Genomic DNA, 23,964 nt, shown 5'->3' with positions numbered 1-23,964 from the left:
ACACCCAACTGTCACTGATAAGGAATCAAGCGATCGTGGTCCAGATCCCGCATCAAATCGCTCAACATTTCGCTTTCACTGCGGGGCTCGGTCATGGGGATATACCAGGTCGTGGCCGTCCAGCCACCGCGTTTGTAGGCATAGGTTTTGAGCAGTTGCCCGTCCTTGTACAGCGAGCCGTGCAACTGGCGCTCGTAGGTGTAGGGCACCGGCACGGTCAGCAGCGTCAGCGCGCCGAGTATCGCCGGGAACGCACCGGCACCTTTACCGCCGCGTTGATCGACCAACAAGCTGTAGCCGGTCTTGCTGAAACCGCCATCCATAAAACTGAAGGCACCTGTGTCACGCAACAGCTGGATGACCTCGCGCTGCGTCTGCTGTTCAAATCTCGACGTGGGCGACGGCATTGTGACACTCATCGGCACATAGGCACGCTCTGCCTTGTAGTCCAACGGCTTGAGGGCGGTACCGCAACCGCCAAGCAACAGCACGGCAGCCAGTAGCGTAGTCCTGATCATTGTGCGTGCTCCTCGGGTAGCAAGCCGTCGCGTTGTACATCCTCGGCAAAAGCACGTGCGACACGATGACCGTTCTGTAACTCCATCCCGCCAGGGCCATCCAGCAACCAGGAGTATTTGTGGGTGACGTTGCGGTAGCTGTACTGCTTGAGCTGCTTTCCATTGTGCTGCAGGGAAAACTCGGTTGTGGTGTCGACGGTCACTGAAAGGGGCATTAGAAACAGGGTTGCCGCACTCAGCAATACCAAGGGGAAAGGCGGCATATCACGCTGGATGTTGTAGCGCACCCACACCGAATAATCCCCCGGGTTGCCCCTGCCGGTTTCGACACTGCGAAACACCCCGGTCTCGCGCAACTGATTACGGATGAGTGCGGCATTGAGCGGATCATCGATCATGACGTGGATCGGCTTGAGGTATTCCTTGCCATCCGGCAATGCACGCTCAGGCAGCGTATGGGTGGTTGCACACCCGGTCAGCAGCGCCAGGGCGCCGATAGTCATAAAGCGGTTCATGGACGTGTCTCGTGAAGGGTGTTCTGGCCCGCGCCGGCTGGTAGAGGCGCGATGATGTAAGGGGCGGCGCTGCGATAATCCAGGGGCAGCAAATCCAGGGTCGGCAGGCCCGGGACATAGTGGCGCGCAAGCGGCTCGTCACGAGTTTGCTGATCGCGCCAGCGGAAGGCACACAGGGAGGCGCCAAGGCATAACGAGCGAAATTCTCCGAGGTAATAGGCGTTGCCGGCCTTCAGACGCAGTGGCAGGTTGAACTTCTCTCGCGCCTGCACCGAGGTGTAGGTGGTCCCCAGAGTCGGTGAGTAACTGCTGGAGAAAAACTGAAAATCATAAAACTCATAATCCCCAGGCTTGAGCGCCAGCACAAATACACTGGCGGCACCGGCCGCATCTTTCACATCCTGAGGGGTTTGGCGCCCTGCACCGACCCATATCGCCGCGGCACCAAACTCCGAACCACGCTTGCGAAACAGCAGACGCTGATTAGGCGCGGGGGACGCACTGAGGCTCTGCGGGCCGATCGACCCGACAACATAAGCGACTGGCTCCAGGGGGCCAGGTTGCAACGGCTGGCTGACCAGCGATGCCGGCTGAGTACCGCAACCCGTCAGGGCTGCAGTGATCAAGAACAAGGCCAAAGGCCGGGAGAAGCGAGACATATCAAATCCTGAACGCTGGCAAAAAGTACACTGCAGCCGTCAGGACAAATATGGGATGAGCCTTCCTGGCGCTGCGCCTCGCGTCACTGCGAGGGGGGCGAATGGTACGGCGGGAATCGGGGTTTGACTACAAATGATGCTCAAAGCAGCGCAGATCAAATGTGGGAGGGGGCTTGCTCCCGATGAGGTAGTGTCAATCAATACATCTGTGACTGACCCACCGCCATCGGGGGCAAGCCCCCTCCCACATTAGGGTCGCATTGCGTCAGTGAGATAGCTGTCGTTTTCAGCCCCCAGCGCCTGCGCCTCCATCTCGATCAACCTTCCGGCAACTACCACCCGCCGACGTTGATCCAAGGAGTGAGTTCATCAGACCGCTCTTACACAAACTTCGGGTTGCGTCCGATGAGCCTCACCGCTAACCTTCGCGGGTCGCTGCAAAATCAGCGAACGGGTGTGGAAGCCCGAACTCTCCAGGCGTATAAGCGCCCATAGCCTTAGCGGGCGCTTTTTTCATGCTCGCTATAAAGTGTTATGGCGGCTGTGCGCGGGGCACTTTCGAGTGCGCCGGGGTCCTGGAGTCCGGTCTTCCACACCTGCGTACAGTCGCCACCCCATCATGTGGAAGTGATTGTGGCGGCTCCTCTAACTCCAGGAGCAACCGTATGAAAAAAGTCACACCCAATCCCCCGCCATCCCCCTCGGATGACAACCCTCAGCTCCCCTCAGATGTCATCTTCACCGTCCGCCCCGGACTCAGCACTGAAGCGGCCTTGTGCAATGCCAGCGAAATGCTGGAGTCAGCGACTGTCTGTGCCTACGACTGTGCCGAACAGCTCGATGGTCAGAGCCGCAAGCACGTGCTGGCGGTGGTGCAGCTGATCGAGATTGCGCAGTTGCTGGTCGATGAAGCGCTGAACCGGGAATGCCCGGTGGCCTGATGAAAAAACGCAAATTCATCAAGCAATAACGTTCCTATGTGGGAAGGGGCTTGCTCCCGATGAGGTAGTGTCAATCAATACATCTGTGACTGACCCACCGCCATCGGGGGCAAGTCGAATCGTCGCACCGCCCATCCCACATTTTGATCGGATTGCATCAGTGAGATAGCTGTCTTTGTCAGCCACTACTTGCTGCTTTCAAAAAAGCGCTCGCCTAACTGAACGGAACCACCGCCTCCGCCTCAACCTCGATCAACCAATCCGGCAACGACAACCCACTGACCATAATCCACGAAGACGGCGGCGGGTTATGCGCGAAGCGCTGGCGCAGAGCTTCAGCAATCGGTTCCTGCTGATCCCGGGCAGACTCGACGATATACAACCGCAGCATGATCACATGGGACAGATCGCCCCCTACCTCAGCCAGCACCTTCTCGACATTGTCCAACGCCATGGCCGTCTGCTCGGCAATGCCTGGGCCCACAGTGCACTCTTGAGCATCCACGCCCACCTGCCAGGAAAGCATGATCCGCCGACCATCCGGCACTTCCATGGCCTGGCTGAAACCGTATTGCAGCGAATTGAATACCGTCGTGGGATTAATGACCTTTCGTTGCATGACGAGTCCTTGTTGGCAGTAGGAAAACAAGGCTAACCCAAAGGAACTGCTCAGTCAGACGGTTCAACATCCAGCAACATGTTCATGGATAAAGCGCTGAACCGGGCACGTCCGGTGGCCTGATGAATAAACGCAAATTCAACAAGCAATGACGTCCCACTGTGGGAGGGGCGGTGCGACGATTCGACTTGCTCCCGATGAGGTAGTGTCAATCAATACATCTGTGACTGACCCACCGTCATCGGGGGCAAGCCCCCTCCCACATTTGGGTCGCATTGCGTCAGTGAGATAGCTGTCGTTTTCAGCGCCCAGCGCCTGCGCCTCCATCTCGATCAACCTTGCGGCAACGACCACCCGCTGACGTTGATCCAAAGAGTGAGTTCATCAGACCGCTCTTACACAAACTTCGGGTTGCGTCCGATGAGCCTCGCCGCTAACCTTCGCGGGTCGCTGCAAAATCAGCGAATGGGTGTGGTAGCCCAGTTCTTTCATAGACCCCAAAACGCTCAAGGGCGTTTTTTTGTGCGGGCTGCTTTGTGGCGGCTGTGCATGGGAGGCTTCGGCCTGCCGGGTTTCTATGACCGGTCTACCACCCCGTGTACAGTCGCCTCCTTACTTCGTGTGGTAGCGAAATGGAGGTGCTCATTCATAGGAGCTTCGCCATGAAGAAAGTCACACCCAATCCCCCGCCATCCCCCTCGGATGACAACCCGCAACTACCTCCCGATGTCATTTTCACCGTCCGCCCCGGACTCAGCACTGAAGCCGCCTTGAGCAATGCCAGCGAAATGCTGGAGTCAGCGACTGTCTGTGCCTACGACTGTGCCGAACAGCTTGACGGCCAGAGCCGCAAGCATGTGCTGGCGGTGGTGCAGATGATTGAGATTGCGCAGTTGCTGGTCGATGAAGCGCTGAACCGGGAATGCCCGGCGGCCTGATTAACAAGCGCAAACTCAACAGGCAATGACGTTCCTATGTGGGAGGGGGCTTGCTCCCGATGGCGGTGGGTCAGTCACAAACGTGTCTACTGACACTATCTCATCGGGGGCAAGTCGAATCGTCGCACCGCCCCTCCCACATTTGATCTCACTGCATCAGTGAGGTAGTTGTGCCAGGGAGAGCGTGCCAGGCTACCAGGTGCCCATTGCTAGGCTGTGCGGTGAAAACTCTGCGAACTGCCACCGCAGTGCCAATGCTGCCGGACGGCGGACCACGTTCTCCACCGTCACCGTCCACAAGCGCTGCGCGCCCTCGAACTCGGCCACTGGCGACCCGCTGAGAATCAACGTTGTACGTCCCGCCACTTGCAGCACGTCGCCCGTCTCAAAATCAATAAACAGCAACCCCGCCACCGGGTTGGCTTGCAGGTTACCGAGGGTGTTGAAGAACAGGTTGCCGGCAAAATCAGGGATGGTCAGCACGTTGCCTTCCACCCGCACAAACCCCGTGTTGCCGCCGCGATGGGAAACGTCCACCGAGCGTTCGCCGTGCTGGTCCACGTAGCTGGCGACGAAGAAGGTGTCAGCGTTGCGGATCAGCGTTTGGGCGGCGGCGTCCAGGCTGATGCTGCGCTCGGCTGTATCGCCAGGTTGGCGCGCAACCCCAGCGACTGGCCGCAGTTGGATGTACTTGGGGCAGTTGCCGAAAGTGTGCACCACATCAACCGCAAAGCCGTCATGATCCAGCGCTCCGATCCGACCGTTCATGCGGTTGCGACGCCGGGTGCCGAGGTCGATGCCCAGCAGGCCAACGGACGCGCCACGAGTGATGCCAGCCCAGGCCGGGTCGCTTCTGGCGGGCAGGCTGTCGATTTGCAGCGCCTGTGGATCCGGTGAATGGGCAAACCCTGGCGCGCCCTCCAGCATGGTCGCCCAGGGGATACCCTGTTCGTCCACCACACCCAGAATGAGGTAAGGCAACAACGGATAAAAATCACGATGCTGCTCGGGCAAATAATCACGAATGACCTTCGGCCCGATCATGGCCATGCGTTCGGCGACGCCTGCACTTTCCTGCAATTGCCGTTCGCCGACATGCCAAGGGGATTGTTCGATCGAGTTCATGGCGATCACCTCTGGTTGGGTAACCGAATGCTGCGCCTACCCAACCCTGCAGAGAATGCCCATCCCAGGCAATCCACTATTACGCCAGCTGAAATGCCGGATGTTCGCGCAACGCGGTGACGCAGTAGTCGACAAAACTGCGCACGCGCATCGGCGCATGGCGGCCTTCGCGGTAGATCACATGCACCGGCAGAGGCGGCAGTTCAAAGGCCGGCAAGACACGACGCAGTTGGCCATTTATGAGGTGATCATGAACCGGATAACTGAGGCAACGAATCACCCCCGCGCCCTGCACCGCCGCATTGATCGCGCCTTGCACCGTGGCGCAACTGAGGCGTGCGCGGGCCTTGAGGGTGTAGTAGGGGAATCCCCAGTGCACCGCTTCAGCGCTGGCAATCAGATGATGTTGCTTGAGGTCGGTCGGATGCCGGGGCTCGCCTTTGGCCGCCAAATACGTGGGGCTGGCGCACAGCAGGGTGCGCACTTGCCCAACCTGCCGTGCAATCAGCGACGAGCTGGGCAATTGGCCCACCCACACCGCCACGTCAAACCCCTCTTCGTGCAGGTTGGGATAATAGTCGTGGTAATGGGCGATGACACGCACCGCCGGGTAGTGATCCATATAGCCAGCCAGCAGTGGCGCCATCACATAGCGGCTGAACAGCAACGGCAGGCATATCCGCAGGTTGCCCTGGGCGTGCACATGGGCGCCGTTGGCCGAGGCTTCGGCCGCGTCCACCGCTGCCAGCAAGCGCACGCAGTCGGTAAGGTAAGCCTGGCCTGCATCGGTGAGGTTGACCCCACGTGTGCTGCGTTGCAGCAACACCACCCGCAAGCGTTCCTCCAGGCGCGCAACCGCTCGTACCAGGGTCGGGCCGGAAACCTCTGCATGGCGTGCCGCCGACGCCAGGCTGGGTTGCCCGGCCAGCGCGGCAAACAGCTCCATATCGCGAAAGCGCTCCATCAGGTGCGCCGCTTCGTCGCCGGGTTCAGGGCCGGGTCCAGTCCGAGGCGCTGGCTTAAGAAATCCACAAAGGTGTTGACCTTGGCCGGTATGCGGCCGTTTTGCTGGAACACCACGTGGATCGGCAGCGGCGCCGGTTCGAAAGCCTCCAGCACCAGCTCCAGCTCACCCGCCGCCACCGCTGCCGCGACTTGATACGACAGCACCCGGGTCATGCCCCAGCCCAGGCGCGCCAGGTTGATTGCGGCATTGTTCGCCGTAACGCTCAGACGCGGCTCAATGGCTATCTTCAGCGGCTGGCCGGCGTCGACGAACGTCCATTCACTGACTAGTTGGCTGGACGATGAGGAGACGATCCTGGCTTCCCGCAATTGCTCAGGTCGCTGCGGGCGCCCATGTTGGTCCAGATAAGCCGGCGATGCGCACACCACCCGGCGCACTTCGCCGACCTTGATCGCCTGCTGCCCGGGTTCGTGCAGATGGCCGATACGCACCGCTACATCGACGCCTTCATCGGCCATATTGACCACACGGTCGACCAGCAAGGCACTGATGTTCACCAGGGGGAACTGGTCCAGGTACTCCCCCAGCACAGGCGCCACATACAACTCGCCAAACAGCACCGGTGCGGTCACCGTCAACTGGCCGCCAGGGATGGAGTAACTGCCTGCGGCCGCTTCCTCAGCCTCCTCCAGCTCGGCAAGGATGCGCCGGCAATCTTCCAGGTAACGCTGGCCGGCTTCGGTCAGGTGCAGGCTGCGGGTGGTACGCGCCAGCAGTTGCGTACCGATGCGCTGTTCCATAGCGGCAATGGCGCGGGTGACGCTGGGTGGCGAGGTCTTCAGGCGGCGTGCAGCAGCCGCAAAACCCTCCTCCTCGGCCACCGCCAGGAATACCTGCATCTCATGAAATCGGTCCATCGGCATCCCTTGATCGTTACTGTGATTGCAGCCCCACCGCCGTGCGCGGCATAGCGACAAACCCTGGCAAGGCTTCGATGCTGGCAAGCCAGGCACGCACCTCAGGGTAGTCGGCCAGCGACACGTTGCCTTCCGGCGCATGGGCCACGTAGGTATAGAACGCGATATCGGCAATGCTTGGCTGATCGCTGGCGAGGAAACGGCTTTGGCTCAGTTGCTGTTCCATCACGCTCAGCAAGGCATGGGCACGGTTGATCGCGCTGACAGTGTCCACCTCGGCGCCAAACACTGTGGCCAAGCGCGCCGTGGCGGGCCCCGCATGGAGTTGACCGGCGGCGGCCGAGAGCCAGCGTTGGACCCGCGCTTGGCCGAGGGGATCGCTTGGCAGCCACTGCCCTTGGCAAGGTAGACCAGAATCGCGTTGGAGTCGGCCAGCACAGTGCCGGCGTCGTCGATCACCGGCACCTGTCCGAAGCTGTTGAAGTTGGCGATGAACGCAGGTGCTTTGTGGGCGCCTTGTTTGAGGTCCACGAGGATGAATTCAGTCGGCAGATCCAACAGGGACAACATCAGCTCGACTCTGTGGGAGTGGCCAGACAAGGGAAAACCATACAGTTTGATAGCAGGCATGAAAGACTCCAGATCGTTGTCGACCGAGTATTCGCGTCGAGGGAAGCGATCTTCTTATGGGCAACCCTGCGATGGAATCACCAGATTGTGCAATCCAGCATTTCACAGAATGAAACAATGAGGTGATCCATGGCGAACGGCTACCTCTCCGCCAGATAAGCCCCCCGCCATTCAAGTATGCGAATCTGGTGGTAATCTGCCTCGAGCACGGCGGGGTCTTCATGTACCAGATACACCGTGCCCGGCTGACTGAAAACATCCTGCGTCACGCCGATCTGCTGGCCGTCCTCAACGTAAAACACTGCTTCGAAAAACGACTCAAGCTTGAGTAACTCCCTCAAGAACCCATCTTTTTCAAAACGCCCCTCTGAGCGGTTTATCAAGCAAACATTGTAGGTATGTTGCAGACGCTGATAATTGATCTTCCTCGCCAGTTGTTGTTCAAATAACTCAGGCTGCATGAGGGATAAAACCACAGCATCGATCTGACCAAGGCCAGTAGTTACCTTTGAAACCCCAGGCCGAAGAATGCCGTCAGTGCGGGCAGCAATTTCCACCAGTTTCGGACCGTCTTCAGTAAACATAATCTCCGCATGGCTAGGCCCATTTCGGATCCCCAGGCACTGCACCACTGCTCGTGTGTATTGGACCAGAATCGGATAAACCATCGAATCGGGCCCAATCAGTTCGTCAATGTCATAGAGTACGCCGCCGGTCGGCGTTCGCTGCTTTCGATAACGGACGACTTCAGTGACGAGTTGTTGCCCGTCGAGCGATACCATGTTCACCACATACTCCAATCCCGCCAGGTATTCCTGAATCAGGACCCGCGTGTTAGGTATATTCAGCTTGTTGGTCGTTCCTAACAGGCGCTCCATAGCAGCTTTGCACGCGCACATATCCTCGCAAATAGACACCCCATCGGCGCCTGCGCTCTCGAGGGGTTTGATGACCACAGGAAAACGTCCGTGTTCATCGATCCACTCTTGTGCAGGACGCCAACTATCAGTAATGAACTGCCTTGCGGCCGGCAACTGCGCCTGGGTAATGCAATGGATCATTTCGTACTTGTTTCGACGTGCGTTAGTTTTGTCGAAATCATTGCGATAAGGCAGCTGCAGTTGCTCATTCAGCTCGTCAGCCAGAAGCACACCCGTTTCTGCACCCGCGAGGATGAACTGTGGCATGAAGCGTTGGACTTCAGCCAAGGTCATTCCAAAATCGCTATTGACGATCATCTGCTCATAAAGCGTGCAATCAAAACCTTGATAATAATAGCCGTCCAGTGTTGCTGATGAAGCCACATGCACCAGCACGCAGCCATCGTCGTTCAATTGCTTCGCTAAAAATTTACCCGATGAGAACCCATCGACTATCACAATTTTCATACGATCTCCCGTTTCAGCGCATGCAACGACCTGAACGACAGCAAAAAGATGATGGCTGTTACGGCTGAGAGGCTGGCTACAGAAAACTCAACTCTCGAATCCAGGTACTGGAACAAAAAACGAACACAGGAAGCGTCAGCAATACCAGGGAAACGTGAATAGGCGTGAGGTAATAGATGGTTTTCTGAATCAGGTAAATCGGCAGCAAATGTCCGGCTATCACCAAGATAGCCATAGGCAGAACCCATCCACTATCGAGTAAAAAGCTGCCTCCTGTAGCAGGAATCGCAACGGCACAGACACCCACCATCGCGATGTTTCTGACACCCAAAATCTCGTAGACCGACCATTGACGAGCGAACATCTCTTTAGAAAAAACCGTGTACATGACCGTGCCCAACGCGCACGTCAATACGCTAACGATACCGAGCACCCGCTGCACAGCGGTGGTGGTGACTACACCGCTGTCCCCCGCAAGGGAATTGAACAACATGATCGCTACCGAGATGAGCACCAGCCATGAAACCACCGCATCGACTACGGCCACCTTCACGCTACGATTGGTCAGCAGGGAGACAATCAACGTGAGTGCAGGGCCGCAGGCTACGGAGGCGACTCCCACTACTGCTGGCTCCAGATACCGGAGTGCGTAAAACAACCCGCCCCAATTGCACAGAACCGCAAGATTGATGATAACGATCAATCGCCATTGGGTTCTGAGCTTTGACCACAATGAATTGGGATTTCGATAAACCGCCCAAACACCAAAGACACAGGCTGACGTTGTAAAACAATAAAAAATAACGTTCAACGTGCTGATCGACTGCGTGACCAACGCAACATAAACATCGAATGCCGCACTGATCAAGCAAAACACCAAGCCGATAATTAACCCGGTTCGTTGCATCAACATCTAGCCACCCGCACGCGCATTTTCATTCAACCGTTACTCGATCTTCGCTCACCAACACTTTCAAAATAGTTTTAACGGTAATCCCAGTCACACCTACTACATTCTCAACCCCAAAATTCCCAACCTTCTCTACAGCGCAGACAACATCTGCCACTTCACCACCCGCCCCTTTCACAGCGTCTACCAGCGCAATTACCGCACCGCCGGAACTTAGCGTATCGTCAATGATGATGACTCGATCGCCAACTTCGACGCCGTTGAGATACAACTGTCCCTTGTAGTATTCGGAGTCAATATCGACCACTTGCTCATTGAAACCACCAAGACTGTAGGAATACCACCTGGCCATGGCTAAAGGTATACCCGTCAACAATGAGACCGTGGTTGCCAACGCGGCCCCCTTATCTTCCTCGGTGACAATTTTCGAAACGTCACGCTCCATGACTTTGATGATTTTATGCGCGACCTCAATTAAAACTTCCGGCGCCCAAACCCATCAAATTGTGCGAGCGATGATTGAACGCCAAATTATTTCTTTGCGCAAACAGAGGCGCAGAGTTGCTAACCTCCAGCGCTATTGTTTTAATCCCGCTGTACGTTTGCTTCAATACCTCAGCGATTCCAGAAAAAGTGCCGCCCGTACCGATTGAGCACACGAAGAAATCCGGCACGATATTTTGTGCACTCAACTGTTTCACGATTTCTTTCCCACAGCACCGCCAACTGTCTTTATTCAACAGGCTATTAGACTGATCCAGATAATAAAACTCTTCCGATGAGTTCTCGGATAGATACGCTTTTGCTTGGAGAACTGCTCCCGTCAAAAAAGACTCTTTTGGAGTCTCTACTATATCCGCCCCATAGGTACGTATTTGTGTTTTCCGCTCCTCGGTCATACCTTCAGGCATGAATATCTTTACGCCGTATCCCTTCAATCTGCCGATCCAAGCGAGTGCAGCCCCTCCGTTCCCAGTAGAACAGTCAATTAGCGTCATACCAGGTTTAAGGACGCCTGCCTTCTCCAATTTATTGATAATATTTAAATAGGTGCGATCCTTATGACTTCCCGATGGATTCAAGTACTCACACTTAGAGAAAACCCTATTTCCATTCACAGAAAGTGTTGCCAATTCGAGTAGCGGCGTATTACCAATATCTTCCAACTCCATTTCCATGCCTCAGCGACTCGTCAATGAATTCAAACGCTAGCAAATCATTTCGACAAATAATAGCTAGCCGAACGGATAGGTAATAGAAAACATTTGGCCACCTATCCATTAAGGGAAATGTATGTAGGAACGCCCCGACAACAGCAGATAAACCACGTAATAACTAGCAATTTATTACGTACAAAAAAGACTTTTCGTACGGGACTCGCCATCTTCAATAGCAGTGCGCCCTGCCAAATCCCGTGGCCGCAATGGTGCGGCGCCCCCCTCAGACGAGTTTTCATTAAAAAATTCAAACTATCGCCCTTCCCATCGTTCACACCTTCACGTGCAACGTTAAGTAGGAGGCGACATGCAATACCGACAACTGGGTCATTCCGGCCTGCTGGTATCGGAAATCATCCTGGGCACCGTGCCCTTTGGCGGTCGTGCGGAGTTCGAAAAATGCGGCGCAGTGGACGTGCCCTTGGCCAAGCGTATGTTCGATATCGCGTTCGATGCCGGGGTGAATATGGTCGACACCGCCGATCTTTACTCCCACGGCTTGGCCGAAGAGGTCGTCGGCAAAGCCTTGGGCGACAAGCGCAACGATATTCTGCTGGCGACCAAGGGCCGCAGCCCGGTGGACCAGAACCCGAACAATTCCGGCTCATCGCGCTATCACTTGATTCGCGCCTGTGAAGCCAGTTTGAAGCGTTTGGGCACCGACCATATCGACCTGTACCAACTGCATAACTGGGACGGCATGACGCCCATCGAAGAGACCCTCGAAGCCCTGCGTCTGTTAGTCGGCTCGGGAAAGATCCGTTACTTCGGCACCAGCAACTTCACCGCCTGGCAGATGATGAAAACCCTGGGCAAGGCTGAGCTGCACGGCATGCTCAAGCCCATCACCCAGCAGATCTACTACACCCCGGAATCCCGTGAAGCCGAGTACGAATTGCTGCCGTTGGCCTTGGACCAGCACGTCGGTACTTTGGTATGGGGCCCGATGGGCGAAGGCTTGCTGACCGGCTCGACCCGACGCGGGCATAAGCCGCCGGCAAATACGCGCCAGGGCAGCGGCTGGCCGGAACCCTATGTGCATGACCAGGAGCGTGCCCTGGACATTATCGAAACCCTTGCCGCCGTCGGTGATGAGCATGGCGTCTCGGTCGCCCGTACCTGCCTGGCCTGGCTCAAGGATCGGCCGGGGATCACCTCGCTGATCGTCGGAGCGCGTACCGAAGAGCACCTGCGCGATAACCTTGCCGCGACTGAACTGAAGCTGACCGAGGAACAATCGTCACGCATCGAGGCGGTCACCCGGCGTCAGCCGTTGTATCCCTATTGGCATCGCTTTACGGCCGGGATTGATCGTTTTGATCCTGCGGAACAGCCGTTCCTGGCCGAGCACCAGAAGACCATGGATGCGCGCAAGAACAAGTAAACACAGCCCTTAATGTGGGAGCGAGCTTGCTCGCGAAAGACGTCATCGATAACGCGTGGTTCCTGATTAAACGTGGCGCCTGTGCGTTTTTCGCAAGCAAGCTCGCGCCTACAAAGAACCTTAAGCCCGCGCCCACATTTTCGGGTTGCACCGAATAGCAATGCTGCCTATATTTGCCGCCTGGCGCTCTCTACGCCACCTTCCGCGGAAAGGGCTGCGCCCAGGACATCACAGCTCTACCTCATTTCTACGACTCCCAACCTTAAAGCGGAAAAGGTTCGAACAAGGAGCTCGTATGTCGCAACGCCCTTTCGCCTCAAACACCGACGGCCGCCTCAACCTTGAGCAGCAGCGCAAGCGCGCCAAGGAACTGTTGTCGCGTCTGAAAAGCCAAGACCCCAGCGCAACCTTGTCCCAGGCTCAATGGCAGGTCGCCAAACAGCTGGGCTTCGCCAGTTGGCCCAAGCTCAAGGCCCACGTCGACGCCCTCGACTTTGCCGCCCGCCACCCTGGTTTCGAGGCCAGCGATGAATCCCGCACCACCCACTGGCGCTGTGGCAACGATATTGCCCACAGCCTGCAACTGGCCGGGTTCAAGGGCCAGTTCCGGATGCTCACGGACCCGTTGTGCATGGGGCCAGTGCGTGAACTGCCCAGCCAAGCGTTCCGCGCGATGCGCAGTACCTTTATCAGTCAGGCCTTTGCCCTTGACTCCACTGAAGTCGCGCATCGCGTCAACGATGAATACGACCAACTACAAACCTTGGCCAATGCCGATCACAGTGTGCTGTGGTGCGAGGCGGACGCCTACGATCAATTGTTCCTGGTCCGCGCCCTGGCCGGCCTGGAACAGGCGCCGCGCAAGCTGGAGCTGATTGAGGCAGACCGCATTCCCGGGGTCGAGCGATTTATCGGCATAGGCCAATTGGCCCCCGATGTGCTGGCCTGGCTCTGGCCGCAGCGGCGCTTGATCGACGACAACGCAGTGCAATTGGCCAAACGGGCCTGGTCGGCTTATTGCGACAGCTCACCGCTCAAGCTTGCGGAACTGGCCCATGGCAATCACCCTGCCCTGCCTTTTCTGGCACCGGCGTTACGGCGCCAGCTACAGGAGTTGCCGGGTATCGAGGACGGTTTGTCGCTGACTGAACGTTTGTCCCTGAGGTATATCGCCGAGGCCGGGCCTGTGCCTTTCGGCCGGGTGTTTGCCGAGTTGATGGCCAAGCGCGAGCCACTGCCTTTCCTGGGCGACATGATGTTCCATGCGCTGCTGCGCCCATTGATTGATGGGGCGGCGCCGCTGCTGATCGAGTCCGAAACGGGCGTGGAGTGGCCGCGCCGCGTATTGGCGCTGACGCCACTGGCGCAGCAGGTGCTGGATGGCAATGCCTGCTGGCTGGACCACGCCAGCCATGAGCGTTGGGTCGGCGGTGTGTGCCTGCGGCCACGGCAACCTTATTGGGCACTGGGCCTTGCTGATCAGCCCGTCTGGCGTGACTGATGCTGCGCGATACGATCAGCGCTTGGGAAACAACCCCACGGCACATGCCACCACAGTCGGGTCGCCCTGGTAGACCGCCCGCGGGCTCATCGAAGGCTGGGGCGACCGGCCGTCCACGGTGCGCAGTATCGGCCGCTCAACGGTCGGGGAACTGTGCGCCGGATCGACAATTTCCATGCAGCGACGCAGGGAGTTGACGTCGGGCGATTGTGACAACGACAGGTGCAGGGTCTGGCTAACCGAGACCGACACCACAGAGCGCTGCGCACATTGCCCGTCATAGATCAGCGTATGGCGGATCAACGGGTTGTCATGGCAGTACTTGAGCAGGTTGACCTGCCGTGAGTGCACTAGCGCAGTGTTGATGATCAGCAGGTCAAACGCCACAACGCCCGAGCGTGTCAGTGCCTGCAACTCGTCGAACGAACTCAACGGCGCGATGCGGTGATAGCCCAGCTGGTTGAGCATTTTCTCGATCTTGATCCGTTGCAAAAGCTCCGCATCGGCAATCAGAAGGCGTAACGCTTTATTGGACATAGGGTAAACCTGACAGTTGGGCATCCGCGTCGATCATTCAACGCTGAGCAAAGTAACCGTCAGGGGTGAACCCTGACTTTAAGGCGATTCTGAAACGGCAATCCGGGGCACACCGTACTTTTAAGAATCGCCTCAAAGCCTTCGCGCCACTCGCCACCTACCATGAGCTGCGTTCCCTTACCCGACCATGGAATTGCCGTGTTCATGTTTCTACTCAGAATGGTGCTGCTCGCCTGCGGCCTGCTGGTGCTTGCGCCCCCGCCTGCCGATGCGGCGCTGAAGATTGAAGGCACCCGCCTGATCTATTTCGGCCAGGACAAGGCCGCCGGTATCAGCGTGGTCAACCAGGCCTCGCGGGAAGTGGTGGTGCAAACCTGGATCACCGGCGAGGACGAATCAGCCGACCGCACCGTGCCCTTTGCCGCCACCGAGCCATTGGTACAACTGGGCGCCGGGGAGCATCACAAGCTGCGCATCCTGTATGCCGGTGAGGGCTTGCCCAGCGATCGCGAATCGCTGTTCTGGCTCAATATCATGGAGATCCCGCTCAAGCCCGAAGACCCCAACAGCGTGCAATTCGCGATCCGCCAGCGGCTCAAGCTGTTCTACCGGCCCCCCGCACTCCAGGGCGGCTCAGCCGAGGCGGTGCAGCAATTGGTATGGAGCAGCGACGGGCGCACGGTAACCGTCAACAACCCCAGCGCCTTCCACCTGTCGCTGGTCAACCTGCGAACCGACAGCCAGACGCTCAGCGATTACCTGCTGCTCAAGCCCCATGAACGCAAAACCCTGACCGCGCACGACGCTGTGCCCAAGGGCGCCACTCTCCACTTCACCGAAATCACCGATATCGGTTTGCAAGCCCGTCATAGCACGGCGCTCAACTGATAAATCACGGGGTATTTGAACCGATGTCACTGAGCAAACGCTGTTTACCGCTTCTGGTGTTGACCTGCGCGGTCTTGCCCGCCACCAGCTACGCACTGGCCTGCCGCGAGGACGGCACCAACTCGATCATCACCCAGGAAGCGCTGGGCACGGCGCTGGCAGTCGCCGCCGACGCACCCAACGGCACCATCATTTGGGAATCCGGCCCGCGCTCGACCAATGTCATCTGCAAGGACGACTACCTCCACGGCCGCGAGGAAGTGTATTTCTACGTCAACCCGGCCAGCGTGAGTATCGGCACCGGGATTCGCGTGGGCATTCGCTATAACAACCAACCGATTACCCAAAGCACCGGTAAGGTCGGTACCGGTTTCTTCTCCGACCGAGGCTGCAATTTGTCCAACTGCGTGGGCTGGGACAAGGCGCGCTTCACCCTCAATTTCAGCGTCTTCATCGAGAAGTACGACCCCACGCCACCGAGCGGCCAGGCCAGCACGCTGACCTCTTACCGCGTGTTCCAACTGGACGGCGTGCGCGGGCTCAACTCACGACCCAACAGCAACTTCAATTATGTGGTCACCGGCATGAACGATATCCGCTTCGTGCCTTGCACTCCCGAACTGACCATCAGCCCCAGCGTGGTCAACTTCCCCACACCCTCGCGCAAGGCCTCGATCGGTGAAGTCGCCAGCAGCGCGAACTTCAGCCTGAACCTGCGCAAGGGCTGCGACACGCCCTATACCGTCAGCGCACGCTTCGCCACCACGCCGGGCGGCGGCAGTGTGAACAATGGCCTGCTGGTGCCGGACAACAACAGCTCAGTCGGCATCTCGCTGTCTCGCGCCGAGAGCCAGCAGCAACTGCCCTTCAACAACTGGTTCACGCTGCAGGAGCTGATGGGCCTGGGCCAGAGCCACGATGAATTCCGCGCCGACCTCAAGTGGCGCACCCTACCGATTCCCGGAGCGTTCGACGCTGCCGTGGTGGTGGATATGTACTACAAGTAGGTGATTTTTAAGGATCGTCTTATGCCACCGGCAAAGGCCGAGACGTAAAGTCTGCCGATGCGATTGAAAAGTTATCTGCTCCAGATCAACCCCGTCCTCTCCCGACCCGAAGCAGCCAGAAGGCTGCTTCGTATTTTTGCGACTGTGCTGCTGGTAGGCATCCTCAGCGGGGTCTATACCTTTTTGCTGTCGACCTTCAACAACGACATCTCCCAGCGCCGCGGCTACATGAGCAGCGCCATTGCCGAAGCCCATACCTTTTTCACCAACCGCCAAGCCCTGCTCGAAAGCCTGAGCCTGTCGGCAGTGCGCAGGCAGTCCAGGGTCTATCCGTCCTCGGCCGAAGAACAACACCTGGAATTAGGCGACACATCAGGCAACCAGTGGAGCATCTGGCTGACCGCACGCATGCGCGACTACCTCAAGGCCAAACAGCTTAACCTGCTCTATGTCAACGCCGGCCCCACCCCGCAAGTGATGCGCCTTTACGACGCCACCCCGCAGGTATTGCCGATTTCCAAATGCATGCTCAACCGCCTCAAGGCCCTGCAGCACACCGACCCGGCCACGCTTAACGAACTTTGGCTGAGCGACAGGACTGAACAGCACTCGCACCTGTATATCTTCATCCGCCTGGACGAGCGTGATCGCGACTCCGGCTGGCTCGGCCTGGAGATGGATAGCCGTGAAGTCTCCTCGACACTCAGCGACCAGAGCGCCGGTGAGTTCATGATGCTCAATTCCCAGGGCATGCTGGTGTTCACCAACAGCACCGATACACAGTTGAGCCAGCAACACCTGAGGCCCGGCGAAGACAGTTTTTCGGTTTTGTCGGCAACGGCTGGCTACCCGACCACCTGGTGATTCGCAAACACCTGAAGTCCTCCGAGTGGCAGTTGATGTACTCCATCGACCTGCGTGCGGTGGTCACCGGCTTGTGGAAACAGCTGCTCGGTTCGCTGCTATTCTGCCTGTTCAGCCTGACACTGATCTGGCTGGTGATGCGCCGCGTCGACCAGCGTTTCATCATTCCGTCGATCCATCGCATCCAGGCGTTGATTGAAAGCGAAGCCTTCGGCCGCGATGTGATCCAGACCGCCCCCGTGGCCCTCTGCGTGCTGCGCCGCACCGACGGCCAGGTGGTACTGGAAAACACCCTGGCCCAGCAATGGCTGGGTAACGGGCCGGAGCGCGAGGCGCTGCGCGCCGGCTGGATCGAGCAAGCCTTTGCAAACGGCCCTTCCGAGCGCAGTGACTACTTTGAAACCATCGACGGCCGTCACTTATACCTGAGCAGTGCACCGACCCGCTACAAAGGCGAAGACGTCCTGTTTTGCGCATTCAGTGATATCAGTGCGCGCAAGCAGGTCGAGGCGGCGCTGGAAGAGGCGCGGCAATCGGCGGACGCAGCTAATGCCGCGAAAACCCTGTTTCTGGCGACCATGAGCCATGAAATCCGTACACCGCTGTATGGCGTGCTAGGCACCCTGGAACTGTTGGCGCGCACGCAACTGGATGCGCAACAAAAGGACTACCTGCAGGCGATCGAAGGCTCATCGTCGACCTTGCTGCAACTGATCTGCGATGTGCTGGACGTATCAAAGATCGAAGCCGGGCAGCTGGCACTGGAGATGAGCGAGTTCTCGCCGCTGGACCTTGTGCATGAAATCATCCAGGGCTACGCCGCAGCGGCCCACGCCAAGGGCCTGCAGCTGTATGCCTGCTTCGATCCCAAGCTGCCGGAACGCCTGATCGGCGACGTAACGCGCATCCGCCAGATTCTCAATAACCTGCTCAACAACGCGGTGAAATTCACCGACTATGGGCGCGTGGTGCTGCGGGTCAAAGTGCTGGGCCGCGACGGGGAACGCTCCAGTCTGTTGTGGCAAGTCTCAGACACCGGCAAAGGTATCGCCCAGGAAGATCAGGCGATGATCTTCGAGCCGTTTTACCAGAGTGAGGGCAATACCAATGTGGTCGCCGGCACCGGCCTGGGCCTGCCGATCTGCCAGCGTCTGACGGAGTTGATGAACGGCAATATCCGCATGGTCAGCGAACTCGGCCTGGGTAGCAGTTTCAGCCTGATCCTGCCGTTGGAGGAAGCATCTGTTGCACCGATGACACCGTTGCTGGCCGAGACCATTTACGTGGCCTCGCCGATCCCGGAACTGGCAAACGCGATCGCCGGCTGGTTGCGCCGTTGGGGCGCAAGGGCCCAGGCCGGCTTGCCGACGCTGGCGGACACGCATCTGCTGTTGCAAGTGCACCCCGGCAGCGTCGACCCGTTGCTGGTGCCCGAGTGGCCCGGGCCGGTGATTCACGTAAGCAGCAACGCCTGCCCCGGCGTAGAAGCCGACGCCGGCGCCTGGCACGTCAACCTCAACCACCTGGGGGCTATTCATCAGGCCGTGAGCCAGGCGCAAGGGCTATGGGTGGCCCGCGCCGATGAGCAAACGCACCGGCGGGACCTGAACAAACTCAACCTGCACCTGCTGGTGGCCGAGGACAACATCATCAACCAGCTGATTTTGCGTGATCAACTCGAAGAACTCGGCTGCACCGTGGAGCTGGCGGCCGACGGTCAGCAAGCGTTACAGCTCTACACCGCCGGCAATTTCGACGTGGTGTTGACGGATGTGAACATGCCCCATATCAACGGCTATGAACTGGCGCGTGAACTGCGTCGACAGGGCTGCACGTTGCCGATTATCGGGGCCACCGCCAACGCCATGCGCGGCGAGGCCGACCTGTGCCTGGCCGCCGGCATGAACCATTGCCTGGTCAAACCCTTTGCGTTGCGGGCTCTATTCAACTCCCTGGCGCCTTATGCACGGATCCCCCATGAAGCCCCTTAGTATTCTGATTGTCGAGGACCATCCCCTGCAGCATATCTACCTGCAGAACCTGCTCAGCGAGTTGGGAGATTTCCTGCTCGAAACCGCCGAGGATGGCAAAGAAGCGCTGGAGCGCCTGCGCCAGCGGGACTTCGACCTGGTACTGACCGACCTGCTGATGCCCGGCATGGACGGCGTGCAGTTTATCCAGTGCCTGGCCAGCCTGCGCTGCAAACCGGCGTTGGCGATCATGAGTGCGGCGTCACGGCGCATGTTGATGGGAGCCAGCCTGGTGGCGAAAAACCTCGATGTGGAAGTGATCGGGTTGATCTCCAAACCCGTGAACGCCGAGGCCTTGCGCACCCTGGTCAACCAACTCAGAAACAGGGTGCGCAAGCCCGCCCCCGAACTACCCGAGCACATGGACATCGACCGTCACACGCTGGTGCAGGCCATGAGCAGCGGCCAGTTCCAGGCCTGGTTCCAGCCGAAAAAATCCCTGGCCAACGGCCGTATCGTCGCCGCCGAAGCCCTGGTGCGCTGGATGCACCCCGAGCAAGGCGTGATGCTGCCTGCCGCGTTCCTGCCGGCGATCAAGGCGTTCGAACTGGAGGAGCGGCTGTTGTGGCTGGTGCTCAAGCAAGCGATCCACGCCCAGGAACACTGGCGCCAGCGCGGCTATGAAATTCCAGTGTCGATCAACCTGCCGACCCACTTGCTCAACAGCCATGACCTGGCAGACCGTTTGCTGGAGTTCGTGCTGCACCACAATGGTATCCCGGGCATGATCTGCTTTGAGTTGATGGAGTGTTCGGTGCCGCAGGACATCAGCAACTTCTACGCCGGCGCCTGCCGATTGCGGATCAAGGGGTTCGGTTTGTCCCAGGATGATTTCGGCAAGGGCTACAGCTCCTACCTCAATCTGGTGTCCACGCCCTTTACCGAACTGAAGATCGACCAGGCACTGGTGCAGGGCAGTCACGACAACGAAGGCATCGCCCAGGCATTGGCGAGCATTATCGCGCTGGGCCGCAAGTTGGGTCTGACGGTGGTCGCCGAGGGCGTGGAAACCCCGCAGCAATTGGCGCTGCTGCGCAAAATCGACTGCAATCAGGTGCAGGGTTTCCTGATCTCTCACGCCGTGTCTTCGGACCAATTTCAGCAACTACTGAACAATGATGGCCCCGCGACATCTCACTAGCTGGCGGCCCCGGATTACTTGCCCTTTAAAGGAGTAAGCAGCATCCAGTGCCGATTTTTCCTGCGCCTGCGGACCCCCTGATGAAGCACAACAACGCGATCCTCGAAGCCTTTACCCGCAGCTCATTGCGCCTGAACAAGGGCTTGATGGTCCTGATGGGAATTGCTTTGCTACTGGTACTGACCAATTACTGGTCTCTGCAAAGGGGCGTCGAAATCCGGTACGGCGCCATGCGCTTTCACTTTGCGCGACTGATGGAAAATCTCTCAGATCAGCAAACCTACCTCAAGAGCCTGACGCATCCCGGCATCCAGGCCGAACTGCTGCACGCCACCCACGTGCAGATCAGCCTCAAGAGCCGCATGGTCGACAACCGCCGCACGTTGTACGAAGGCCAGAAGTATTCGTTTTCGGTACCGTTCAGCATCAAGTTCGATGAACAGCAGATCGGCGCCGCCGCCAGACCGCCGATTTTTGCCCTGGGCGCGCACCTGACCAGTTACTACAGCGCCTTCTGGTCCTCGTCGCCGTACGAGGCGCCGCAAACCTTTCTGCTCAATCGTCAGGCGAACTACACCATCACTGTTCCGTCCGTGGGCTATCAGCACCGGGAAAGCCCCGAGGATACCGACAACCCCGTGGCGCGAGTCAACGCTGTGCAGCAAATCCTCGCACAGACACCGCAGCCGCTTGAGCAGAATCGGGTGTATTGGCAGGCCGGACCCGAACCCGAATATTTGCTGGCCTACATCGGCCTGCCACTCGACGCACAGGGCCAGGCAGTGATCGGCACCCTGCTCGACGTGTCGCAGGTCGACGATGTACAGCGCGCATTGAATCACTCGGCGTTTGATCGCTTCACCCTGATTGGCCCTGACGGCAGCCGGTTGATCGGGCCTACCATCCAGGCGCAGCTCAGCGACGGTGTGCACTTCACGGCCAACGGCATTGAATTCAAGATAACCCAGGCCGGCGACCAGCCCTGGAGCGCGGTCTATGGCCTGAACTACTCGCACTTCTTTCACTCCGCATTGTGGCCGTTGAGCACCTTGGCTTTGCTGCTGTTCAGCCTGATCACCCTGGGTTGGGCCGGCAGTCGCTGGTATCGGCGCCAGGTGATTACGCCGGCGCAACTGGCCCACGAACGCATTGCCGAAAGCGTGGCATTCAGCCGCGTGATCATCGACACCGCCCCCACCGGGTTATGCGTGGTGCGACGCAGCGATGGCAAGGTGTTGATCGAAAACCAGCGGGCCCAGCAATGGCCGGGTACCGCACGTTTGGTGGCGGCCATGGCCGGTAAGCACGACATGGCTGAGAGCGGAGAAACGCATCTGGAGATCGAGGGCCGGCACCTGCAGATCGGCTTTGTGTCGACCCGCTATCAGGCTGAAAACGTGCGCCTGTACGCTTTCAACGATATTACCCGGCATATCGAAGATGCCCAGTCCCTGGAGGAAGCGCGTCACGCCGCCGATGCGGCCAGCGAGGCCAAGACGTTGTTCCTGGCAACGATGAGCCATGAAATCCGCACGCCGCTGTATGGCGTGCTCGGCACCCTTGAATTACTCGGTCTGACGAACCTTGACCCACACCAGAAGGCCTACCTTCACACCATCCAGCGCTCGTCCGCCACGCTGTTCCAACTGATCAGCGATGTGCTGGATGTCTCGAAGATCGAGTCCGGGCAAATGGCGATAGAAGCTGTGGAGTTCTGCCCGCTGGACATGCTCGAAGACACCCTGCACACCTACGCCGCTTTCGCCCAGCGCAAGGGGCTGCAGCTCTATAGCTGCATTGACCCGCAGTTGCCGGACTGCGTGATGGGCGACCCGATGCGCATCCGCCAGATTCTCAATAACCTGGTCAGCAACGCGATCAAATTCACCGATTTCGGGCGCGTGGTGATTCGTGCCAGGGTGACGGGGCGCGACGCCAATCATGTCGACCTGCAATGGCAAGTCACCGACTCGGGCGTAGGCATCCCCGAGGCGCAGCAGGCCAAGCTCTTCGATGTGTTCTACCAGGCGCCGGACACCGCCAGCGAAGGTGGCGCCGGGCTTGGCCTACCGATCTGCCGGTGGCTGGCGCAGATGATGGACGGCGAGATCCGTGTGGTCAGCGAGCCTGGGCTGGGCAGCAGCTTTACGTTGAAAATGCGCCTGCCGCTGTGTGGCGGCACACTCACCAACCTGCCGCTGATCGAACCCAGCCCGACGCCGGTATACGTACAGGCACCGGTACGCGAACTGGCGCAGGCGATGAGTGACTGGCTCAACCGCCTAGGCATTACCGCCGCCCTGGCGGCGACCACCCAAGACAAAGACAACCACCATGCAGTGCTGGTGGACCTGTTGCCCAGGGAGCCCGCCAGGCCATGGGTCGGCCAGCGCGTGCTGTGCCTGCCGGGTGCGCACAGCCCGCCGCTGCACACGGCGCAAGGCTGGGTGGTGGATCTGCACGACGTACGCGCCCTCGCCGCCACCGTGTCACTGGCGCAGCATGGCAAGCATGAGCAGCCGACGCCGACCCGACCACAAAGCGCGGGGCGGTTGGGGCTGCGCATCCTGGTGGCCGAGGACAACCCGGTCAACCAGGCGATCATCAAGGAGCAGCTGGAGGCACTCGGTTGCTCAGTGAGCCTGGCCGCCAACGGCGAGCAGGCGTTGCAATTGTGGCAACCCCAGGCTTTCGACCTGGTACTGACCGACGTGAATATGCCGTTGATGAATGGGTACGAGCTGGCCAGAATCCTGCGCGAACATGACCCTCAGTTGCCGATTATCGGCGTGACCGCCAATGCGATGCGTGAGGAAGGCGTGCGTTGCCTGGCGGTGGGCATGAACGCCTGGATCGTCAAGCCCTTGAGCCTGCAAACCCTGCGTGGCCAGTTGATCAAGCTGTGCAAGGTCCAGCCCCCGGTTGAGCCTGCCGCGTCGGTATTCGACGACAGTGTGCAACTGTCGGACAAGATGCGCCCGCTGTTCATCAGCAGCGTGCAGCAGGACATACAGCGCATCGGTGTGGCTCTGGCACAGCGTGATACCCGCAACCTCGGCCAATTGCTGCATTCGATCGCCGGCGCCCTGGGTGCTGTTCAGGCCCTCAGCCTGGCCCAGGCGTGCATCGAACTGGAAAGCGCCCTTGACCGCGGCAGCCTCGACACAACGCTTGAGCTCAAGGTGAAGACTGTGATGCGGCGTCTGTCGGCCGTTCTGGAGACTCTCCAGCCCGGGCATTCTTCACTCACTTGAACTGGCACTACGGA

General features: G+C 58.8%; 20 protein-coding genes and 2 pseudogenes. 9 read left to right on the top strand and 13 right to left on the bottom strand.

What is annotated here, in order from left to right:
• Positions 1–11 precede the first annotated feature (11 nt).
• Genes JH25_RS03130 through JH25_RS03140 form a run of 3 tightly spaced genes read right to left on the bottom strand, consistent with a single transcriptional unit; the run spans position 12 to position 1,692 of the window.
• On the bottom strand, positions 12–518 hold the full coding sequence (locus JH25_RS03130; protein ID WP_032880356.1) for a hypothetical protein: 507 nt from the start codon (positions 516–518) through the stop codon (positions 12–14).
• Positions 515–1,033, bottom strand: a complete 519-nt coding sequence (locus JH25_RS03135; RefSeq protein ID WP_032880355.1) for a hypothetical protein — start codon at positions 1,031–1,033, stop codon at positions 515–517. The genes JH25_RS03130 and JH25_RS03135 overlap by 4 nt, the downstream gene beginning before the upstream one ends.
• Positions 1,030–1,692 carry a hypothetical protein gene (locus tag JH25_RS03140; RefSeq protein WP_032880353.1) on the bottom strand — a complete coding sequence of 221 codons (663 nt, stop codon included), beginning with the start codon at positions 1,690–1,692 and terminating at the stop codon, positions 1,030–1,032. Before JH25_RS03140 ends, JH25_RS03135 begins: the two co-directional genes overlap by 4 nt.
• Positions 1,693–2,357: 665 nt before the next feature.
• Here JH25_RS03140 and JH25_RS03145 point away from each other — a divergent pair.
• Positions 2,358–2,633, top strand: a complete 276-nt coding sequence (locus JH25_RS03145; protein ID WP_032880351.1) for a DUF6124 family protein — start codon at positions 2,358–2,360, stop codon at positions 2,631–2,633.
• A 214-nt stretch (positions 2,634–2,847) separates the two neighbouring features.
• Here JH25_RS03145 and JH25_RS03150 read toward each other — a convergent pair whose 3' ends face one another.
• Positions 2,848–3,252 carry a RidA family protein gene (locus JH25_RS03150; protein WP_032880350.1) on the bottom strand — a complete coding sequence of 135 codons (405 nt, stop codon included), beginning with the start codon at positions 3,250–3,252 and terminating at the stop codon, positions 2,848–2,850.
• A 662-nt stretch (positions 3,253–3,914) separates the two neighbouring features.
• On the opposite strand from JH25_RS03150, the gene JH25_RS03155 reads away from it, so the two are divergent.
• The gene (locus tag JH25_RS03155; protein ID WP_032880349.1) at positions 3,915–4,190 is read left to right on the top strand and encodes a DUF6124 family protein; all 276 of its coding nucleotides are present in this window, start codon (positions 3,915–3,917) and stop codon (positions 4,188–4,190) included.
• 192 nt (positions 4,191–4,382) lie between these two features.
• Here the strand turns inward: JH25_RS03155 and JH25_RS03160 are convergent, their stop codons facing one another.
• The 8 genes and pseudogenes from JH25_RS03160 to JH25_RS28790 form a co-directional block, all read right to left on the bottom strand.
• Positions 4,383–5,315, bottom strand: coding sequence for a pyridoxamine 5'-phosphate oxidase family protein (locus JH25_RS03160; RefSeq protein ID WP_032880347.1), 933 nt, complete (start codon positions 5,313–5,315; stop codon positions 4,383–4,385).
• A 79-nt stretch (positions 5,316–5,394) separates the two neighbouring features.
• A complete protein-coding gene (locus tag JH25_RS03165; protein WP_032880345.1) occupies positions 5,395–6,279 on the bottom strand; it encodes a LysR family transcriptional regulator in 885 nt (294 codons plus the stop codon).
• On the bottom strand, positions 6,279–7,199 hold the full coding sequence (locus JH25_RS03170) for a LysR family transcriptional regulator (RefSeq protein WP_032881288.1): 921 nt from the start codon (positions 7,197–7,199) through the stop codon (positions 6,279–6,281). Before JH25_RS03170 ends, JH25_RS03165 begins: the two co-directional genes overlap by 1 nt.
• Before the next feature lie 16 nt (positions 7,200–7,215).
• Positions 7,216–7,829 (bottom strand): annotated as a pseudogene (locus JH25_RS0127410) (glutathione S-transferase family protein).
• A 140-nt stretch (positions 7,830–7,969) separates the two neighbouring features.
• Positions 7,970–9,217, bottom strand: a complete 1,248-nt coding sequence (locus JH25_RS03175) for an ATP-grasp domain-containing protein (protein ID WP_032880344.1) — start codon at positions 9,215–9,217, stop codon at positions 7,970–7,972.
• Between the two features lie 76 nt (positions 9,218–9,293).
• Positions 9,294–10,130 carry a DMT family transporter gene (locus JH25_RS0127405; RefSeq protein WP_236648073.1) on the bottom strand — a complete coding sequence of 279 codons (837 nt, stop codon included), beginning with the start codon at positions 10,128–10,130 and terminating at the stop codon, positions 9,294–9,296.
• Positions 10,131–10,152: 22 nt separating this feature from the next.
• Complete coding sequence (locus tag JH25_RS0127400) at positions 10,153–10,572, bottom strand: phosphoribosyltransferase family protein (RefSeq protein ID WP_236648071.1); 420 nt, start codon at positions 10,570–10,572, stop codon at positions 10,153–10,155.
• A 25-nt stretch (positions 10,573–10,597) separates the two neighbouring features.
• On the bottom strand, positions 10,598–11,305 hold the full coding sequence (locus JH25_RS28790; protein ID WP_050549409.1) for a cysteine synthase family protein: 708 nt from the start codon (positions 11,303–11,305) through the stop codon (positions 10,598–10,600).
• Between the two features lie 346 nt (positions 11,306–11,651).
• On the opposite strand from JH25_RS28790, the gene JH25_RS03180 reads away from it, so the two are divergent.
• Together JH25_RS03180 and JH25_RS03185 are read left to right on the top strand one after the other, a co-directional pair.
• Positions 11,652–12,728 carry an aldo/keto reductase gene (locus tag JH25_RS03180; RefSeq protein WP_005789580.1) on the top strand — a complete coding sequence of 359 codons (1,077 nt, stop codon included), beginning with the start codon at positions 11,652–11,654 and terminating at the stop codon, positions 12,726–12,728.
• Between the two features lie 295 nt (positions 12,729–13,023).
• Entirely contained in the window at positions 13,024–14,229 is a 1,206-nt protein-coding gene (locus JH25_RS03185; protein WP_032880342.1) for a DUF1835 domain-containing protein, read from the top strand.
• 15 nt (positions 14,230–14,244) lie between these two features.
• Here the strand turns inward: JH25_RS03185 and JH25_RS03190 are convergent, their stop codons facing one another.
• Positions 14,245–14,766 carry a hypothetical protein gene (locus JH25_RS03190; RefSeq protein ID WP_032880339.1) on the bottom strand — a complete coding sequence of 174 codons (522 nt, stop codon included), beginning with the start codon at positions 14,764–14,766 and terminating at the stop codon, positions 14,245–14,247.
• A 198-nt stretch (positions 14,767–14,964) separates the two neighbouring features.
• Here JH25_RS03190 and JH25_RS03195 point away from each other — a divergent pair, with 198 nt between their 5' ends.
• From JH25_RS03195 to JH25_RS03210, 5 genes and pseudogenes are all read left to right on the top strand, one after another.
• Positions 14,965–15,654, top strand: a complete 690-nt coding sequence (locus JH25_RS03195) for a fimbrial biogenesis chaperone (RefSeq protein ID WP_032880336.1) — start codon at positions 14,965–14,967, stop codon at positions 15,652–15,654.
• 23 nt (positions 15,655–15,677) lie between these two features.
• Positions 15,678–16,661, top strand: coding sequence for a fimbrial protein (locus JH25_RS03200; RefSeq protein WP_032880334.1), 984 nt, complete (start codon positions 15,678–15,680; stop codon positions 16,659–16,661).
• 57 nt (positions 16,662–16,718) lie between these two features.
• Positions 16,719–19,516: pseudogene (locus tag JH25_RS0127390) on the top strand (ATP-binding protein).
• The gene (locus JH25_RS03205; protein WP_032880329.1) at positions 19,503–20,696 is read left to right on the top strand and encodes an EAL domain-containing response regulator; all 1,194 of its coding nucleotides are present in this window, start codon (positions 19,503–19,505) and stop codon (positions 20,694–20,696) included. The pseudogene JH25_RS0127390 and the gene JH25_RS03205 overlap by 14 nt, the downstream one beginning before the upstream one ends.
• 80 nt (positions 20,697–20,776) lie before the next feature.
• Positions 20,777–23,950, top strand: a complete 3,174-nt coding sequence (locus tag JH25_RS03210; RefSeq protein WP_032881282.1) for a hybrid sensor histidine kinase/response regulator — start codon at positions 20,777–20,779, stop codon at positions 23,948–23,950.
• The last annotated feature ends 14 nt before the right edge of the window (positions 23,951–23,964 follow it).

Source organism: Pseudomonas sp. BRG-100 (assembly GCF_000737955.1).
Classification (GTDB): Bacteria; Pseudomonadota; Gammaproteobacteria; order Pseudomonadales; family Pseudomonadaceae; genus Aquipseudomonas; species Aquipseudomonas synxantha_A.
The sequence above is the reverse complement of the archived record's forward strand: the minus strand, read 5'-3'. Positions and strand labels throughout refer to the sequence as shown.

Coding starts and splice junctions, on each gene's coding strand:
- JH25_RS03180 (WP_005789580.1), top strand. CDS start 11,652: ATGCAATACCGACAACTGGGTCATTCCGGCCTGCTGGTATCGGAAATC.
- JH25_RS03170 (WP_032881288.1), bottom strand. CDS start 7,199: ATGGACCGATTTCATGAGATGCAGGTATTCCTGGCGGTGGCCGAGGAG.
- JH25_RS03150 (WP_032880350.1), bottom strand. CDS start 3,252: ATGCAACGAAAGGTCATTAATCCCACGACGGTATTCAATTCGCTGCAA.
- JH25_RS0127400 (WP_236648071.1), bottom strand. CDS start 10,572: ATGGAGCGTGACGTTTCGAAAATTGTCACCGAGGAAGATAAGGGGGCC.
- JH25_RS03165 (WP_032880345.1), bottom strand. CDS start 6,279: ATGGAGCGCTTTCGCGATATGGAGCTGTTTGCCGCGCTGGCCGGGCAA.
- JH25_RS03205 (WP_032880329.1), top strand. CDS start 19,503: ATGAAGCCCCTTAGTATTCTGATTGTCGAGGACCATCCCCTGCAGCAT.
- JH25_RS03145 (WP_032880351.1), top strand. CDS start 2,358: ATGAAAAAAGTCACACCCAATCCCCCGCCATCCCCCTCGGATGACAAC.
- JH25_RS03185 (WP_032880342.1), top strand. CDS start 13,024: ATGTCGCAACGCCCTTTCGCCTCAAACACCGACGGCCGCCTCAACCTT.
- JH25_RS03200 (WP_032880334.1), top strand. CDS start 15,678: ATGTCACTGAGCAAACGCTGTTTACCGCTTCTGGTGTTGACCTGCGCG.
- JH25_RS03135 (WP_032880355.1), bottom strand. CDS start 1,033: ATGAACCGCTTTATGACTATCGGCGCCCTGGCGCTGCTGACCGGGTGT.
- JH25_RS03140 (WP_032880353.1), bottom strand. CDS start 1,692: ATGTCTCGCTTCTCCCGGCCTTTGGCCTTGTTCTTGATCACTGCAGCC.
- JH25_RS03190 (WP_032880339.1), bottom strand. CDS start 14,766: ATGTCCAATAAAGCGTTACGCCTTCTGATTGCCGATGCGGAGCTTTTG.
- JH25_RS03175 (WP_032880344.1), bottom strand. CDS start 9,217: ATGAAAATTGTGATAGTCGATGGGTTCTCATCGGGTAAATTTTTAGCG.
- JH25_RS03155 (WP_032880349.1), top strand. CDS start 3,915: ATGAAGAAAGTCACACCCAATCCCCCGCCATCCCCCTCGGATGACAAC.
- JH25_RS03160 (WP_032880347.1), bottom strand. CDS start 5,315: ATGAACTCGATCGAACAATCCCCTTGGCATGTCGGCGAACGGCAATTG.
- JH25_RS28790 (WP_050549409.1), bottom strand. CDS start 11,305: ATGGAAATGGAGTTGGAAGATATTGGTAATACGCCGCTACTCGAATTG.
- JH25_RS03130 (WP_032880356.1), bottom strand. CDS start 518: ATGATCAGGACTACGCTACTGGCTGCCGTGCTGTTGCTTGGCGGTTGC.
- JH25_RS0127405 (WP_236648073.1), bottom strand. CDS start 10,130: ATGTTGATGCAACGAACCGGGTTAATTATCGGCTTGGTGTTTTGCTTG.
- JH25_RS03210 (WP_032881282.1), top strand. CDS start 20,777: ATGAAGCACAACAACGCGATCCTCGAAGCCTTTACCCGCAGCTCATTG.